15 protein-coding genes are annotated in these 15590 nt (G+C 65.5%); 7 read left to right on the top strand and 8 right to left on the bottom strand.

Features of this window, described 5'->3' with window-relative positions; translation table 11 throughout:
- Positions 1 to 119 precede the first annotated feature (119 nt).
- Together ramB and ASG64_RS12735 are read left to right on the top strand one after the other, a co-directional pair.
- Positions 120 to 1562, top strand: coding sequence for an acetate metabolism transcriptional regulator RamB (gene ramB / locus ASG64_RS12730; RefSeq protein WP_042574951.1), 1443 nt, complete (start codon positions 120 to 122; stop codon positions 1560 to 1562).
- Positions 1563 to 1573: 11 nt separating this feature from the next.
- A complete protein-coding gene (locus tag ASG64_RS12735) occupies positions 1574 to 2110 on the top strand; it encodes a carboxymuconolactone decarboxylase family protein (RefSeq protein WP_042574952.1) in 537 nt (178 codons plus the stop codon).
- Positions 2111 to 2173: 63 nt separating this feature from the next.
- Here ASG64_RS12735 and lpdA read toward each other — a convergent pair whose 3' ends face one another.
- Positions 2174 to 3577, bottom strand: a complete 1404-nt coding sequence (gene lpdA, locus ASG64_RS12740; RefSeq protein WP_042574953.1) for a dihydrolipoyl dehydrogenase — start codon at positions 3575 to 3577, stop codon at positions 2174 to 2176.
- 98 nt (positions 3578 to 3675) lie between these two features.
- Positions 3676 to 4524, bottom strand: a complete 849-nt coding sequence (locus ASG64_RS12745; protein ID WP_042574954.1) for an aldo/keto reductase — start codon at positions 4522 to 4524, stop codon at positions 3676 to 3678.
- 167 nt (positions 4525 to 4691) lie between these two features.
- Between ASG64_RS12745 and ASG64_RS12750 the strand changes: the two genes are divergently transcribed.
- A complete protein-coding gene (locus ASG64_RS12750; protein WP_042574955.1) occupies positions 4692 to 5111 on the top strand; it encodes a nitroreductase/quinone reductase family protein in 420 nt (139 codons plus the stop codon).
- A gap of 10 nt (positions 5112 to 5121) precedes the next feature.
- On the opposite strand, the gene ASG64_RS12755 is transcribed toward ASG64_RS12750, so the two are convergent.
- Positions 5122 to 6081, bottom strand: coding sequence for a dipeptidase (locus ASG64_RS12755; RefSeq protein ID WP_056073940.1), 960 nt, complete (start codon positions 6079 to 6081; stop codon positions 5122 to 5124).
- Positions 6082 to 6114: 33 nt separating this feature from the next.
- Positions 6115 to 6780, bottom strand: a complete 666-nt coding sequence (locus ASG64_RS12760) for a hypothetical protein (protein ID WP_156388371.1) — start codon at positions 6778 to 6780, stop codon at positions 6115 to 6117.
- 161 nt (positions 6781 to 6941) lie between these two features.
- Here ASG64_RS12760 and ASG64_RS12765 point away from each other — a divergent pair, with 161 nt between their 5' ends.
- Entirely contained in the window at positions 6942 to 9005 is a 2064-nt protein-coding gene (locus ASG64_RS12765; protein ID WP_056073942.1) for a prolyl oligopeptidase family serine peptidase, read from the top strand.
- Here the strand turns inward: ASG64_RS12765 and ppk2 are convergent.
- Positions 9002 to 9877, bottom strand: coding sequence for a polyphosphate kinase 2 (gene ppk2 / locus ASG64_RS12770; protein ID WP_056074355.1), 876 nt, complete (start codon positions 9875 to 9877; stop codon positions 9002 to 9004). The two genes, ASG64_RS12765 and ppk2, sit on opposite strands and share 4 nt — an antisense overlap.
- A gap of 156 nt (positions 9878 to 10033) precedes the next feature.
- Here ppk2 and ASG64_RS12775 point away from each other — a divergent pair, with 156 nt between their 5' ends.
- On the top strand, positions 10034 to 10246 hold the full coding sequence (locus tag ASG64_RS12775) for a PspC domain-containing protein (RefSeq protein WP_056073943.1): 213 nt from the start codon (positions 10034 to 10036) through the stop codon (positions 10244 to 10246).
- A gap of 24 nt (positions 10247 to 10270) precedes the next feature.
- Here ASG64_RS12775 and ASG64_RS12780 read toward each other — a convergent pair whose 3' ends face one another.
- Positions 10271 to 11710, bottom strand: coding sequence for a glucose-6-phosphate dehydrogenase (locus ASG64_RS12780; RefSeq protein ID WP_056073944.1), 1440 nt, complete (start codon positions 11708 to 11710; stop codon positions 10271 to 10273).
- 78 nt (positions 11711 to 11788) lie between these two features.
- Here ASG64_RS12780 and ASG64_RS12785 point away from each other — a divergent pair, with 78 nt between their 5' ends.
- Positions 11789 to 12391, top strand: a complete 603-nt coding sequence (locus tag ASG64_RS12785; protein ID WP_056073945.1) for a hypothetical protein — start codon at positions 11789 to 11791, stop codon at positions 12389 to 12391.
- 6 nt (positions 12392 to 12397) lie between these two features.
- Here ASG64_RS12785 and ASG64_RS12790 read toward each other — a convergent pair whose 3' ends face one another.
- A complete protein-coding gene (locus tag ASG64_RS12790) occupies positions 12398 to 13093 on the bottom strand; it encodes a hypothetical protein (protein WP_056073946.1) in 696 nt (231 codons plus the stop codon).
- A 108-nt stretch (positions 13094 to 13201) separates the two neighbouring features.
- Positions 13202 to 13507, bottom strand: coding sequence for a hypothetical protein (locus ASG64_RS12795; RefSeq protein ID WP_056073947.1), 306 nt, complete (start codon positions 13505 to 13507; stop codon positions 13202 to 13204).
- Between the two features lie 167 nt (positions 13508 to 13674).
- On the opposite strand from ASG64_RS12795, the gene htpG reads away from it, so the two are divergent.
- Positions 13675 to 15567 carry a molecular chaperone HtpG gene (gene htpG, locus ASG64_RS12800; RefSeq protein ID WP_442971148.1) on the top strand — a complete coding sequence of 631 codons (1893 nt, stop codon included), beginning with the start codon at positions 13675 to 13677 and terminating at the stop codon, positions 15565 to 15567.
- The last annotated feature ends 23 nt before the right edge of the window (positions 15568 to 15590 follow it).

Consider the following 15590-nt stretch of genomic DNA (forward strand, 5'->3'; position numbering starts at 1 on the left):
AGTGTGCGCCCGTCTTCCCCGGCGCGCCCGCATGTGACAGACCAGACCGAAAACCCGTCCTACCTGCAACGATATGGTCAAGACGCGGTAATGGCGGACGGCGCTCCTAGACTGGGACCATGGCACGGACCTACGTCGGCAGCAGGCTCCGCCAGCTGCGGGTCGAGCGAGGACTGAGCCAGGCGGCGCTCGCACGACAGCTCGACATCTCCGCGAGTTACCTCAACCAGATCGAGCACGACGTCCGGCCGCTGTCCTCTGCTGTGTTGACTCGCATCACCGCCGTGTTCGGAGTCGACACCACGTTCTTCTCCACCCAGGACGACACCCGCCTCGTCGCCGAGCTGCGCGAGGTGACACTCGATCAGGACATCGGGGTCGACGCCGACGTCGACGAGCTCGCCGACATGGTCGCCTCGCACCCCGCGCTGGCCCGCGCCATGGTCAACATGCATCGGCGCTACCGCAACACGACGGCTCAGTTGGCGGCCGCGACCGAGGACCGGTTCTCCGACGGCAGCGGAAGCGCGGCGATCTCCAAGCCGCACGAGGAAGTCCGGGACTACTTCTACCAACGGCAGAACTACCTCGACGATCTCGACCGGGCCGCCGAGGACCTGACCAACCGCCTCCGCTTCCACCGCGCGGACGTCGCCGCCGAAGTGGCCAAACGACTGCGCAACCTCTACGACGTCCAGGTGATCGAACGCATCGACCTCGGCGAGAACGTCCTCCACCGTTTCGACGCGAAGACTCGGGTCCTGGAGATCTCACCGCACCTGTCCGCCGGGCAGAAAGTGTTCCGTTTCGCCGCGGAACTGGCGTACCTGGAGAACGGCGACCTGATTCGCAGCATGGTCGCCGAGGGCGGCTTCACCGGTGACGAATCCCGCGCGTTGGCCCGCCTCGGATTCGCCAACTACTTCGCGGCGGCCACCGTCCTGCCGTACACCAGGTTCCACGAGGTGGCCGAGGACTTCCGGTACGACATCGAGCGTCTGTCGGCCTACTACTCGGTGAGCTACGAGACCATCTGCCACCGCCTGTCGACGCTCCAACGGCCGTCGCTACGCGGTGTCCCGTTCTCGTTCGTGCGCGTCGATCGTGCGGGCAACATGTCGAAACGCCAGTCCGCCACAGGTTTCCACTTCTCCTCCAGCGGAGGCACCTGCCCGCTGTGGAACGTGTACGAGACTTTCGCGTACCCCGGCAAGATCATGACGCAGATCGCCGAGATGCCCGACGGGCGGCGTTACCTGTGGATCGCCCGCACCGTCGAACGGCGAGCGGCGCGCTACGGGGAACCGGGCAAGACGTTCGCGATCGGATTGGGATGCGAAGTGCGGCACGGACATCGGCTGGTCTACGCCGACGGTCTCGAACTGGACGGCCCGAACGTCGCCACCCCGATCGGCGCCGGATGCCGGGTGTGCGAGCGCGCGAACTGTCCGCAACGCGCCTTCCCTCCCCTGGGCAAGGAACTCGACATCGACGAGCATCGCAGCTCGGTCTCTCCGTACCTCATCAGAGGAAGCGCGGCGACCGACACCCGCGTCGACTAGCGTCAGGCATCGTGACTTCTCCCCGCATCGCTCCCGGCCGGACCATCCGCGAACTGGGCCCGGTCAATTGGGTCGTCTGCCGCATCGTCGCGAAGCTGGGAGGGGTCGAGGAAGGCCACCTCTTCACCACGATGGGACGGACCGGTGGCCTGTTCCGGGGCTGGCTGTTCTACAGCTCGAAGTTGATGCCCGGTGGACGCATCTCCCGCAAGGACACCGAGACGATCATCCTGCGAGTCGCGCACCTGCGTGAGTGCGGATACGAGCTGGACCACCACATCCGGTTGGGGAAGCGCGCCGGCGTCGACGACGAGTTGCGCGAGCGCATCTTCGCCGGTCCCGACGCTGCCGGTCTCGACGCGCGCCAACGCGTGTTCCTGGCCGCGGCCGACGAGATGGTGTCCACGAAGACGATCTCGGACGATTCCTGGGCGGCGCTGGCCCGCGTGTTCGACGACAAGCAACTCGTCGAGTTCGTGCTGCTGGTCACCCAGTACGACGGTCTGGCCTCGACCATCGGAACGCTCCGCATCGAGCGCGACTACTAGGGTCCCACTCGACGAAGAACACCCCGGACGCCGATGGCGACCGGGGTGTTCTTCCTCGAACGATCAGAAGTTGATCATGTGGCCCGCGAGGCCGTGGATGGCCTCCTGCAGAGCCTCGCTGAGCGTCGGGTGCGTGTGCACGTTGCGCGCGAGTTCGGTGGCCGTCAGGTCCCACTTCTGCGCGAGCGTGAGCTCGGGCAGCAGCTCGGAGACGTCCGGTCCGATGAGGTGTCCACCCAGCAGTTCGCCGTGCTTGGTGTCGGCGATCAGCTTGACGAAGCCGGTGGGGTCACCGAGTCCGTGCGCCTTGCCGTTCGCCGTCATGGGGAACGTGGCGACCTTGATGTCGTGGCCGGCATCCTTGGCCTGCTTCTCGGTCAGACCGAAGCTGGCGACCTGCGGCTGGCAGAACGTCGCGCGCGGCATGAAGCGGTAGTCGTCGATGGGAAGCGTCTCGGCTCCACCGATGGTCTCCGCGGCCACGACTCCCTGAGCCTCCGCGACGTGCGCGAGCTGCAGCTTCGCGGTGACGTCGCCGATCGCGTAGATGTGCGGGACGTTGGTGCGCATGACCGAGTCGATCGCGATGGCGCCGCGGTCGGTGACCTCGACGCCCGTCTTGTCGAGCCCGAAGCCGTCGACGCGAGGAGCGAAGCCGACGGACTGCATCACCTTGTCGACGGTGACCGTCTCGGTCTCGCCGCTCTTGTTGTTCTTGATCGCGACGGTGACCTTGCTGCCGTCGTCGTCGATGCTCTGCACCGCGGCGCCCGTCATGATCTTCACGCCGAGCTTCTTGTACTGCTTGGCGATCTCCTTGGAGACGTCCTCGTCCTCGTTGGGGAGCGCGCGATCGAGGAACTCGACGATGGTGACGTCGACACCGTAGTTCTTGAGCACGTAGCCGAACTCCATGCCGATGGCGCCCGCGCCGACGATGAGGATGGAGCCCGGCAGCTCCTTCGTCATGATCTGCTCTTCGTACGTCACGACGTTCTCGCTCAGCGACGTGCCCGGCAGCAGCTTCGTGGTGCTGCCGGTGGAGATGATCGCGTTGTCGAAGGTGACGGTCTCGCTGCCACCCTTCGTCAGCTCCACCTCGATGGTGTTGGCGTCGGTGAACGACCCCTTGCCGTCGAGCTGGTCGATCTTGTTCTTCTTCATCAGGAAGTGGATGCCCTTGACGCGACCGTCCGCGACCTTGCGGCTGCGATCGTAGGCAGCGCCGAAGTCGAACGACACGTCACCGGAGATGCCGAACTGCTTGGCTTCCTTGGTGAACAGGTGCGCCAGTTCGGCGTTGCGCAGCAGAGCCTTGGACGGGATGCAGCCCACGTTGAGGCAGACACCGCCCCAGTACTTCTGCTCGATGATTGCGGTTTTCAGGCCCAGTTGCGCCGCGCGGATGGCTGCGACGTACCCACCGGGTCCGGCTCCGAGTACAACGACGTCATAGTGTGAGGTCACGGTTGTCCACCTTAGTCCCGTCGAACCCGCCACATGCCGAAAGGTCCGGTTACCCATGGGTAACCGGACCTTTCGTGTCTTTATTTCAGTGGCTCTGGTCAGTCGGGGATCATGTCGAACGTGTCGGGATTCGGGCCGGTGCGGCCGTCCTCGCCCTTGTCCAGCGCCGAGATGTCCGCGATCTGACGGTCGTCGAGTTCGAAGTCGAAGATGTCGAAGTTCGCTTCGACGCGTTCCCGCGTGACCGACTTCGGGAAGATGATGTCGCCGCGCTGGATGTGCCAACGCAGAGTGACCTGCGCGGTGCTCTTGCCGACGTCCTGCGCGATGCGCTCGAGCTCCGGGTCTCCGAGGACCTTGCCCTGGGCGATCGGCGACCATGCCTCGGTGGCGATACCGTTCTCGGCTCCGTAGGCCCGCACGAGGTAGTTGGAGAAGTACGGGTGCACCTCGATCTGATTGACCGACGGGACGGTGTCGGTCTCCTGAGCGAGCTTCTCGAGGTGCGGGACCTGGAAGTTGGAGACGCCGATGCTGCGCGCGCGACCGTCCTTCTTGAACTCTTCGAGAACCTTCCAGGTGGAGACGTAGTCACCGTCGTACTGCGTCGGCAGCGGCCAGTGGATCAGGAACAGGTCGATGTAGTCGGTGCCCAACTTTTCGAGGGTCTCGTCGAACGAGCGACGTGCGTCGTCGGGGCGGTGGAAGCCGTTGTTGAGCTTGCTGGTGATCCAGATGTCGTCGCGGCTCAGGCCGGAGTCCTTCACTCCCTGGCCTGTCTCCTTCTCGTTGCCGTACATCTGCGCGGTGTCGAGATGGCGGTAGCCGACCTCGATCGCGGTACGGACAGCGTCCGCGGTCTTCTCCGGCTCGATCTGGAACACACCGAAACCGAGCTGCGGGATGGAACGGCCGTCGTTGAGGGAAATCGAAGGAACCTGTGTCATGGGGGATATCTCCTCGTCGTCGAGTTCTGGTGAAGCTGCGAGCGGACTACCCGGTCCACGAGCGGACCAAGCAACGCGCACTCTCCACAGGTGCAAGGGGGGCGAGTCGGTCGTTATTCCCCTCGTCGACTCTTCTCATTCCGACTCCCGCCGGTGATGATGGTCGGATGAGCGACTTCAACGAGCAGGTCATCTCCGAATTCCGGGACAACGCCGGCCACGTCCGCACAGCCGGATTCGGCGACAACCTCGTGGTGCTGCACTCGATCGGTGCGCGCAGCGGCGAGGTGCGACTGAACCCGCTGTTCGCCATCGCCGAGAGTGGCACCTGGCTCATCGTGGGATCGGCGGCCGGCGCGGTGAAGGACCCGGCGTGGGTGCACAACCTGCGATCGAATCCCCGGATCGACGTCGAAGTCCCCGGGGACGGCGCCGTGCGGACCGTCACCGTCGACGTGACCGAGGTGGGCGACGACGAGTGGGAGACCCAGTGGGCGAAGTTCACCGCCGCGTCCCCCGGCTTCCTCGACTACATCGAGACTGCCGAGGGTCGACGCTTTCCGATCTTCCGCCTCACTCCTGCCTGATCGGAGAAGATCACGTCCACACTGCGTCGGCGACGCGGCGGAAATTGCCGCCCATGACGGCTGCCACCGCAGCGTCGTCCCACCCGCGGTCGGTCAGGACCGCCGGGAGAGTGTGCAGATCCTCGGGCGGAACCCACTGCAAGGCACCGTATTTCGTGTACTCCTCGGAGAACGCCTCGGGATGTAGTGCCAGCTCGGTGTTGAAGTCCTCGTGGTCGAACGAGTAGTCCGACCCCACCCCGATGTGCTCGAGGCCGATCAGGTCGACTCCGTACTCGACGTGATCCGCCATGGCACGGACACGCGCCGCTCGGTCGCCCGGATCGTTCACCCCGAGGAAGATGCCGACACCGTTGATGCCGACCACTCCGCCGGTGCCCGCGCAGGCGCGCGCCTGCTCGTCCGTGATGTTGCGCGGGTGCGTCCACAGGGCCGCGAAGTTGGAGTGGCTGTAGATCATCGGCCGATCGGTGACGGACGCGATGTCCAGTCCCGTCCTCCGCGAGCAGTGCGAACCGTCGGCCGCCATGCCCGCCGCGTTCATCACACGCACCATGTCGCGGCCGTACGCGGTCAGACCGGTATCCGTCGCGTCGAGACACCCGCAGCCTGCTGCGTTGGCGTGGTTGTACGTGGGAAGCATCGAGCGCACCCCCAGCTCGACGAAGTACCGGACATTGTCCAGGTCCCCGTCGATCGGTGCGGAGTCCTCGAGATCGAATGCGAGCGCCCGCAGACCCTTTCGACGAGCCTCGTCGATGTCCGCGACACTGCGCACGGGGAGGAATCTCCCGTCGGCGACTGCTCTGGCGGTCCACGTGGTGGCCAGTTCGGTGGCCAGAGCCTTGTCGTGCGGTGAGTAGCCGACGTTGACCGACAGGTAGGTGCCGGGCTCGTAGCGCGCGAGTTCGGTGATGTCCGTGTCGGCGTACAGCGGCAGACAGGTGTGTTGCTCCCAGGTGTCCGTCACCCGGACAACACTAGGCCCCGGTCAGGAGGTGAGTCAGGCCCGGCGACGACGCGCCAGAGTCGCGACAGTGCCGGCCGCGGATGCGACGTCGGACAAGGTCCGCGTAGAGGACGGGAGCGTACTCACCGGCACCTCCGCGATGACCCAGCGCTGATGATGAACGGCATGGGCCGAAGCGATGAGAGCCGGCAGCACACCGTCACGCAGAACGGAGACGCCACCGATGGACCGCCAGGCATCGCCCGAGTACACCCGGAAGCTCGACGTGACGTCGTGCACGGGCAGGTCGACGACGTGTCGGATCATCAGGTTGGCAACTCGGGTCCCCACTCTGCGCGCGAGCGACGATCCGTCGCGACCGCCGGACACACTCCGCGACCCGACCACCATGCCGACGCTCCGGCGACCGGCGGCGTCGAGAAGCGCGGGTACGTCCGAGGGGTCGTGCGATCCGTCCATGACGACGACGGCATCACCGTCGACGGACAGTCCGTGGAGTGGTTCTGCATCCACGAAGGTCAGTTCCGCACCCGGCACGGCCGCGCTCACTGCCGCCGACACGTCGGCCGAGCGCCGCCCGAGGTAGAGCACACGGACTCCTGAGTAGTCGCGCTCTCGGCCGTTGCCACGAGCCTCCTGCGACATTGCAGAGCGCGTCGGCGTCGCGCCTACGCCGTCACTCTGGATCGACATGGTCATCATCCACTCCCTACTGATGGTCACCCCGACCGAATACCGACTCTTTTCATTCCTTACGGCGTGATACTACCCCATAAACATACCTTTATCTTGTTTCGGTCTCACCAATACGTCTGCGCGCCCGTAGCCTGCGACGACAGACCTACGAGGGCAGCGGCAGAATGGCGTGGGTGACCGACACGTACGAATGGCTCGAAGATGTGACCGGCGATGCTGCGCTGACGCGAGTGCGCGCCCGCAACGAGAGCACGGTGGCAGAGTTCGCCTCGGACGAGGAGTTCCGTGCGCTCGAGAGCCGCATCCGCGACATCCTCGATACCGATTCGCGCATCCCGTACGCCCGCAAGCGCGGCGACTTCCTCTACAACTTCTGGAAGGACGCGGCGCACCCGCGCGGGCTGTGGCGTCGCACCACGATGGAGCAGTACCGCCTGGACGACCCCGAGTGGGACGTCCTGGTCGATCTGGATGCACTCGCGAGCGCGGAGGACGAGAACTGGGTCTGGAAGAGCGCACAGGTACTCCGGCCGTCGTTCGACCGTGCACTGGTCTCGCTGTCCCGCGGCGGCGCCGATGCGTCCGTCGTCCGCGAATTCTCTCTGTCGACGCGGTCCTTCGTCGCCCCGGAGAGCGGCGGCTTCCACGTACCGGAAGCCAAGACCGACATCGACTGGATCGACGCCGACACCGTCTTCGTCGGCACCGACCTCGGACCCGGCTCGCTGACCGACTCCGGCTACCCGCGGCGCGCCCACCGGTGGCACCGTGGGACGCCGCTCGAAGATGCGCCCGTGGTGTTCGAGGGTGAACAGACCGACGTCGCCGTGTCCGCCTCGCACGACTCGACGCCGGGCTACGAGCGCAGCCTCGTCCAGCGGGCCACCGACTTCTTCAACGCGGTCACATCGATCCTGAACGACGACGGATCGACCACCGTCATCGACGTCCCCACCGACGCGTCCGTCTCGGTACACGAGGAATGGCTCACCGTCCGCTTGACGACGCCGTGGGTCGTCGACGGAACCGAGTACGCCGCCGGGTCGCTGCTGGCCGCGAAGCTCGACGAATTCCTCTCGGGGACACGCGATCTCACGGTCGTCTTCGCACCGGACGCCCGGACTTCTCTGCATCAGTACGCCTGGACGGAGAACTACCTGCTGTTGGTGGTGCTCGAGGACGTCCGTTCGAGTGTGCGTGTGGTCACGCTCGGCGACACCGTTACGTCCGACCGCCTGAGCGGCCTTCCCGACGCCGTGGACGTCACGATCATCGGCACCGACCCGGAGTTCGGCGGGGACGAGTACTTCCTCGACGCCAGTGGCCATCTGACACCGTCCACCCTTCTGGTGGGAACGGTGGGTAGCGAACCCGTCCCGCTCAAGTCGGCGCCCGCGTTCTTCGACACCACGAATCTCGTTGTGGAGCAGTACTTCGCGACATCCCTCGACGGCACCCGGGTGCCGTACTTCGTCGTCCGAGGCGCCGGAGTCGGCGGCGAGCCCGCACCTGCGGGTCCGACTCTGCTCTACGGCTACGGCGGTTTCGAGGTGTCCCTCACCCCGTCCTACAGCGGCGTCGTGGGAGCGGCGTGGTTGTCCCGAGGGGGCACCTACGTCGTCGCCAACATCCGCGGCGGCGGCGAGTACGGGCCGTCGTGGCACACGCAGGTCCTGAAGTCGGGTCGACACAAGGTGCACGAGGACTTCGCCGCTGTCGCACAGGATCTGGTGGAACGCGGCATCACCACATCCGACCGACTGGGCGCTCAGGGCGGCAGCAACGGCGGTTTGCTCATGGGCATCATGCTGACGAAGTACCCGGAACTGTTCGGCGCCATCGTGTGCCAGGTTCCCCTGCTGGACATGAAGCGGTATCACCGACTGCTCGCCGGGGCATCGTGGATGGCGGAGTACGGCGACCCGGACGATCCCGAGGAATGGGCCTTCATCTCCGACTACAGTCCGTATCAGAACGTGTCACCGCCGGCGATGCACGGCGGCGCCTATCCCCCGATCCTCATCACGACGTCAACCAGGGACGACCGTGTGCATCCCGGTCACGCCAGGAAAATGGACGCGCTGCTCGAGGAGTACGGCTACGACGTGTCCTACTACGAGAACATCGAGGGTGGCCACGGCGGGGCTGCCGACAATGCCCAGGCAGCGTTCAAATCCGCTCTGGCGTATACGTTTCTGTGGCGCACCATCGGAGGCGGTGACTCCTAGTCGGTGTCGGGCTCCGCGAGTCCGACGACCGACGGGTCGGGACGACCGACCACCTCGTGGTCCTTGTTGGCGTAGTCGAATTTGTCCAGGACGAACCGCATGGCCTCGAGACGGGCGCGCTTCTTGTCGTTGCTCTTGACCGTGGTCCACGGCGCGTGATCGGTGTGCGTGAAGCGGATCATGTCTTCCTTGGCCCTGGTGTACGCATCCCACTTGTCCAGCGACGCCAGGTCCATCGGGGAGAGTTTCCACTGGCGGACGGGGTCCACCTGCCGGATGGCGAACCGGGTGCGCTGCTCGAGCTGGGACACCGAGAACCAGAACTTGGTCAGCTGCACTCCGTCGTCGACCAGCATCTGCTCGAACAGCGGTGCCTGAGCGAGGAACCGCCCGTACTGCTCGTCGCTGCAGAACCCCATCACGCGCTCCACCCCGGCGCGGTTGTACCAGGAACGATCGAACAGAACCAGCTCGCCGGCGGCCGGCAGATGAGTCACGTAGCGCTGGAAGTACCACTCCGTCGACTCACGCGGCGACGGCTTCTCGAGTGCGACGACACGAGCACCGCGAGGATTGAGGTGCTCCATGAACCGCTTGATGGTGCCACCCTTGCCGGCAGCGTCCCGACCCTCGAAGACGATGACGTGGCGGCCACCGGTCTCCTTGATCCACATCTGCAGTTTGAGCAACTCGATCTGCAGGAGACGCTTGGTCCCTTCGTATTCCGGCCGGGACAGCCTCTCGGAATACGGGTACGCCTGACGCCAGGTGTCCACGGGATCGCCGTGCGGGGTGATCAGCACAGGGTCGTCGTCATCGTCGTCACGCACGGAGAACGCGGAGGTGTCGGCGAGGTCGACCATCCGGGACATCAGTTCGTCATCGAGAGCGGTCACGACAGAGCACGGTACGAGCCGTCGGGAACGGGACGGTGTTGCGAAGATGAACAGCCGGTGCGGCGAACATCAGGGTGCCTCTGGGGGTGATCCCCGATGGTACGGCGCCCTCGCGTGGCGCACAGTCGAGGCATGACAACGAATCATGTACCCGCAGAACCCACGACACAGCTACTCCGCAGCAGGGACGACAAGTGGATCGCCGGCGTGTGCGGTGGTGTCGCGGACTACACCGGGTGGGACCCGAGCCTCGTTCGGTCACTCACCGTGGTGGGCGCCCTCGTCTCCTTCGGCACCGTCGTCCTGCTCTACCTCGCGATGGTCATGCTCGTACCCAGAGCATGACCATCGCGGTGGGAGGCCTGCGGCCTACTTGTCCGCCGTGACCAACCACCCGCACGGCGAGGCCAACTCGTCGGCCTCCTCGGGGCCCATGGATCCCGGTTCGTACGAGATGACGGCGGGGGGATCGGACAGCAACGGTGCCGCGACATCCCACACGTGCGCCAGACCGTCGGGACGGGTGAACAGCGATCGGTCGCCTTCCAGCACGTCCAGGATGAGGCGGGAGTACGGCGACAACGGTTCCGTGTCGGACACCGTCGACAGGTCGAGGGACATGCGCCCGATCCCGAGGTCCTCGCCCGGACCGGGCTCCTTCACGGTCATGGCGATGTCGACTCGGCCGTCACCCTTCAGATCGAACGTCAGCACTGCGCCGTCGGCAGGAAGGTGCTTGACCGGGCCTTCCGGTCGACGGAAGACCAGCGACACACGCTGAGTGCTGGTGCCGAGCATCTTGCCGGTCCGCAGGACGAACGGAACGTCGCGCCACCGGTCGGTGTCCACCCACATCCGCGCGGCGACGAACGTGTCGGTCGTCGACGAGTCGTCGATTCCCTCGACATCGGTGTATCCGCGGTACTGGCCCAACACGACCTCGGAGGTGTCCAGCGGGCGGAATGCCGCGATCACCGATTCCCGAGCAGTCTGCAGGTCGTCGGCTCCGAGACTCAGCGGAGGCTCCATGGCCACCTCGGCCGCCACCTGGAACAGGTGCGTCACCAGCATGTCCAGGACCGCACCCGTCGCGTCGTAGAACTCGGCGCGGTCGTCGATGTCGAGAGTCTCGGGAACGTCGATCTGCACCTGCTCCACGTGCTCGCGGTTCCAGATGCCCTCGATCATCCCGTTCGCGAATCGCAGGATGTGCAGGTTCTGCGTGTTCTCCTTCCCGAGGAAGTGGTCGATCCGGTAGACCTGCTTCTCGTCGACGAATTCGTGCACCGCTTCGTCGAGCTTCTCGAAGTTCTCCTGCGACGTGCCGAAGGGCTTCTCATACACCACTCGCGCGCCCTCGGTGAGGTCGTGCGCGCCGAGTGCCTTCGTGTAGTCGATGAACGTCGACGGCGGCAGGGCGATGTAGTGCACCAACTGCGGATCGCCACCGAGCTCGTCCTTGACGTCCCCGAGGACGGTCAGCATGTCCCCCGGGTCGTCGGCGGTGAAACCGTTGCCGGCGAATCTGACCCGAGAGGCGAACGAGGACCACACCTTCTCGTCCACGGTGTGGACACCTTCCGACGGGCCGAACTCGTCGAGAGCCGCGCGGATGTGCTCGCGGAACTCGTCGTCGGTCTTGCTCCCGCGACCGTTGCCCACCAACGCCCATTCGTCGGGCAGCAATCCTTCCTGCGCCAGTTCGTAGAACGCAGGGAGCACCATGCGCTTGGCCAGGTCTCCGGTCGCCCCGAAGAGTACGAAGATGGTCGGCGCCCCGCCGGATTCGGATGTTGCTGTGTCAGCCATACCCCCATGATGCCCAGTCGGGGCCTCGCCCGAACCTCGATCGCCTCACAGTGCCGCGTCGACGCTACTGTCGGGCCGGTGACTCGATCGGTATTCGACGGCGACATCTCCGGACTCGGCACCTCCACCGGCACCAGGATCGTCGTCGGCCACTGGACGTCGTCGCCGTTGGGCGACTTCACCGACGTCATGGTCGAGTTCGCCGACGGCGAGCGTCTGCTCCTCGCCCCGTCCGACGAGGTCCGCGAGTTCGTCACCGCAACCTACCGGTTCGACACGACGACAATCACCGACGTCTCCTATCACCGCCGGGATGACAGCGTCAGCGTCTCGGCCGGCGATCTCGAAGTGTCGTTCCGGATCGGCGGCCCGACACTGCTGGGTCGACTGCTGTCCGTCGCACCGACCGCCGTGGTCACCTCACCCTGGTTCTGCACGATCAGCGACCCGATCGCCCGCATCGCCCTACGCGGCGTACGGACCAAGGGCACCGCGGGCGGCGGGCGTCGCGAGTACTACGGGGCCCGCGGGCAGCACCACATCACCGCCACGACCGCGTCGTGGAAGGGCGACGACCTGGGCCCGTTGAGCGACGTCGATCCACCGGTGCGTTTCGGGTTCGGGTCCACACCGAGGACGCCGTCGACCACTCTGATCCGCACCACGATCGACGAGCGATGACCGACGTCATCGCAGGGTGATGTTCTTCTCTCGTGAGAGGAAGAAGGCGTTCGAGCCGACACGGGCGCAGGCGACCCCGTCTTCGCGGGAGACGCAGAAGCTCTGTCCCGTGTTGATCACCTCGCCGTACTGCAGGGTGCGGATGTTCTCCGAACCGGTGAAATAGCCCTGATTCGAGCAGTAGTGGATCGGCCCGGTGCTCTCCACACGGACGGCGTACTTGCTGGTCGGACCGTTCGAGCAGACTTCGCCCTCATCGGGAGCGACACTGGACACGGCCTGGCATCCCAGGAATCCCACCGACGTACCGTTCGGGAAGAGTCCGCACGAGACATTTCCCGACGGTGTCCGGAAGTAGTACCCCTCACCGGCCCCGCCGCTGTCGCGGAACAGTTCGGGGTCCACCGACACCTCCTGCGACCCCGGACGCGGGAGTGGGTCTGCCGACTCTCCCGACTGTGCCGACGACACGGTGGACGGCGACTGTTCCTCGGTGCCGGGCTGATCCGAGGCGGCGTCCGAGGGCGCTTCGGTCGGGACCGTGACCGGCGTTGCGGTCGGCGACACGACCGATGTCGGTGCGGGCGCCGGAACCGCCGTCGCGGACCTCGTCTCGTCTGAAGCGGAACAGGCACCCAGCACCGCGGCGCCGGCGATCATGGCGGCCGCGATGGCGGCCCGTGTGCTCGTCGAGAGTGGCATGTCGACTCCTGTCCGGAGCCGGCCCGTCGCCGCCCCCTCTGACATACCTATCGGTCTCTTTACGACGACAGTTACCTTCGCTCAGGTCACGATCAGGACACGAGTCGGCTAACTGCCGTCGAGGGGAGCGATGCCGACCCGAAGTTGGTAGGGAGTGAGCGAAAACCCGCTCTGCGGCCCGAACGACCGCACACAGTCCACGAGGATCGTCGCGCCGGCTTCCCTTTCCGCTGCCGCGGCGATCTGACACGGCGTCGGCACGAATATTCCGCTCGGGGCGTTCTCGTAGTACAGCGGCCCGATGTACGTCGGCGCAGCCGAGGCAGTTCCCGCCCCTGCCAGCACCGATCCCGCCGTGACCGCTCCGGCGGCGAGCACCCCACCGATCATTCGTCGCACTCCGATTCGCACCATGACATGCACCTTCCGATGAGAGAGTCCCGGCCTTCGCGAACCGTACCGCGTGGATTGTTACGGGGGAAGAGGCGTGCGGAACCGCATGCACGGTTGCCGTAAAATACGAGGGTCCACCAGGCACTTGTTTCGATCAGGGGAGTCACGTGACCGCGCACGTCGAAGAAATGCAGTTCCAGGCCGAGACCCGGCAGCTGTTGGATCTGATGATCCACTCGGTCTACTCCAACAAGGACTCGTTCCTCCGCGAGTTGGTGTCGAACTCGTCGGACGCATTGGACAAGCTGCGCCTCGAGTCGTTCCAGAACAAGGATCTCGGCGCCGACACCACCGATCTCCACATCGACCTCGAGATCGACAAGGAGAACCGCACCCTCACGGTGCGGGACAACGGCATCGGCATGTCCCGCGACGAGGTCGTCGATCTGATCGGCACGCTTGCCAAGTCCGGCACGGCCGAGGTCCGGGCGAAGCTCAAGGAAGCCAAGGACGCCGCGGCATCGGAAGAACTGATCGGCCAGTTCGGTATCGGCTTCTATTCCACGTTCATGGTGGCCGACAAGGTCACCCTCGTCACCCGTCGCGCCGGTGAGGAGACCGCCACGCGCTGGGAGTCCAGCGGCGAGGGCACGTACACGATCGAGGAGGTTCCCGACGCGCCCCAGGGCAGTGCCGTGACGCTGCACCTCAAGCCGGCCGACGACGAGGACCACCTGTACGACTACACCTCGGAACACAAGATCCGAGAGCTGGTCAAGCGCTACTCCGACTTCATCGCATGGCCCATCCGCATGCAGGTCGAGAAGACCACCGGCGAGGGCGACGACGCCACGACCGTGCTCGAGGACGAGACCGTCAACTCCATGAAGGCGCTCTGGACGCGGTCGAAGGACGACGTCTCCGAGGAGGAGTACACCGAGTTCTACCGCCACGTCAGCCACGCATGGGACGAGCCGCTCGAGGTCATCCCCATGAAGGCCGAGGGCACCTTCGAATACCAAGCGCTGCTGTTCATTCCGTCGCGTGCGCCGTTCGACCTGTTCATGCGCGAATCGAAGATCGGTATCCAGCTGTACGTCAAGCGCGTCTTCATCATGGACGACTGCGAGGAGCTCGTGCCCGAGTACCTGCGCTTCGTCAAGGGTGTCGTCGACGCAGCCGATCTGTCGCTCAACGTCTCTCGTGAAATCCTGCAGCAGGACCGGCAGATCCGCGCGATCCGTCGCCGCCTGACCAAGAAGGTGCTGAGCACCGTCAAGGACCTGCAGGCGAACGAGCCGGAGAAGTACAGCACGTTCTGGGGTGAATTCGGCCGTGCCCTCAAGGAAGGGCTGCTGTCCGACCACGACAACCAGGAGACCATCCTCGGGCTGTCGTCCTTCGCGACGACGCAGAGCGACGAGAAGCCGACCACGTTGGCGGAGTACGTCTCTCGCATGAAGGATGGTCAGGACGCGATCTACTACATGACCGGCGAGTCGCGTCAGCAGGTGGAGAACTCCCCACACATGGAGGCGTTCACCGCCAAGGGGCTCGAGGTGCTGATTCTCACCGACGCCGTCGACGAGATGTGGACGGGTTCCGTCCCCGAGTTCGACGGGAGGCCGTTCCGCTCCATCGCCAAGGGCGCCGTGGACCTGGGCGACGACGAGGCCGAATCCGAGGAGAAGGACGCGCAGAAGGCTCGGTTCGCCGACCTCACCACCTGGATGGCCGAGACGCTGTCCGACGACGTCAAGGAGGTCCGTCTGTCCTCACGCCTGACCACATCACCCGCGTGCATCGTCGGTGACGACTTCTCGCTGAGCCCCCAGCTCGAGAAGATGTACCGGGCGTCCGGTCAGCCCGTGCCGAAGACCAAGCGCATCCTGGAACTCAATCCGGATCATGCCCTGGTCACGGCTCTGGAGACGGCCCATGCCGAGCACAAGGACGACATGGCTCTCGCCGAGACCGCGAAGCTCCTCTACGGCACCGCATTGCTCGCCGAGGGCGGCGAACTCGAGGATCCGGCGTCGTTCGCAAAGCTGTTGGCGGAGCGCCTGACCCGCACGATGTGAGCAGGCAGGCCGGAGGCCGTTCT

This window comes from Rhodococcus sp. Leaf247 (genome assembly GCF_001426185.1).
Taxonomy (GTDB): Bacteria; Actinomycetota; Actinomycetes; order Mycobacteriales; family Mycobacteriaceae; genus Rhodococcoides.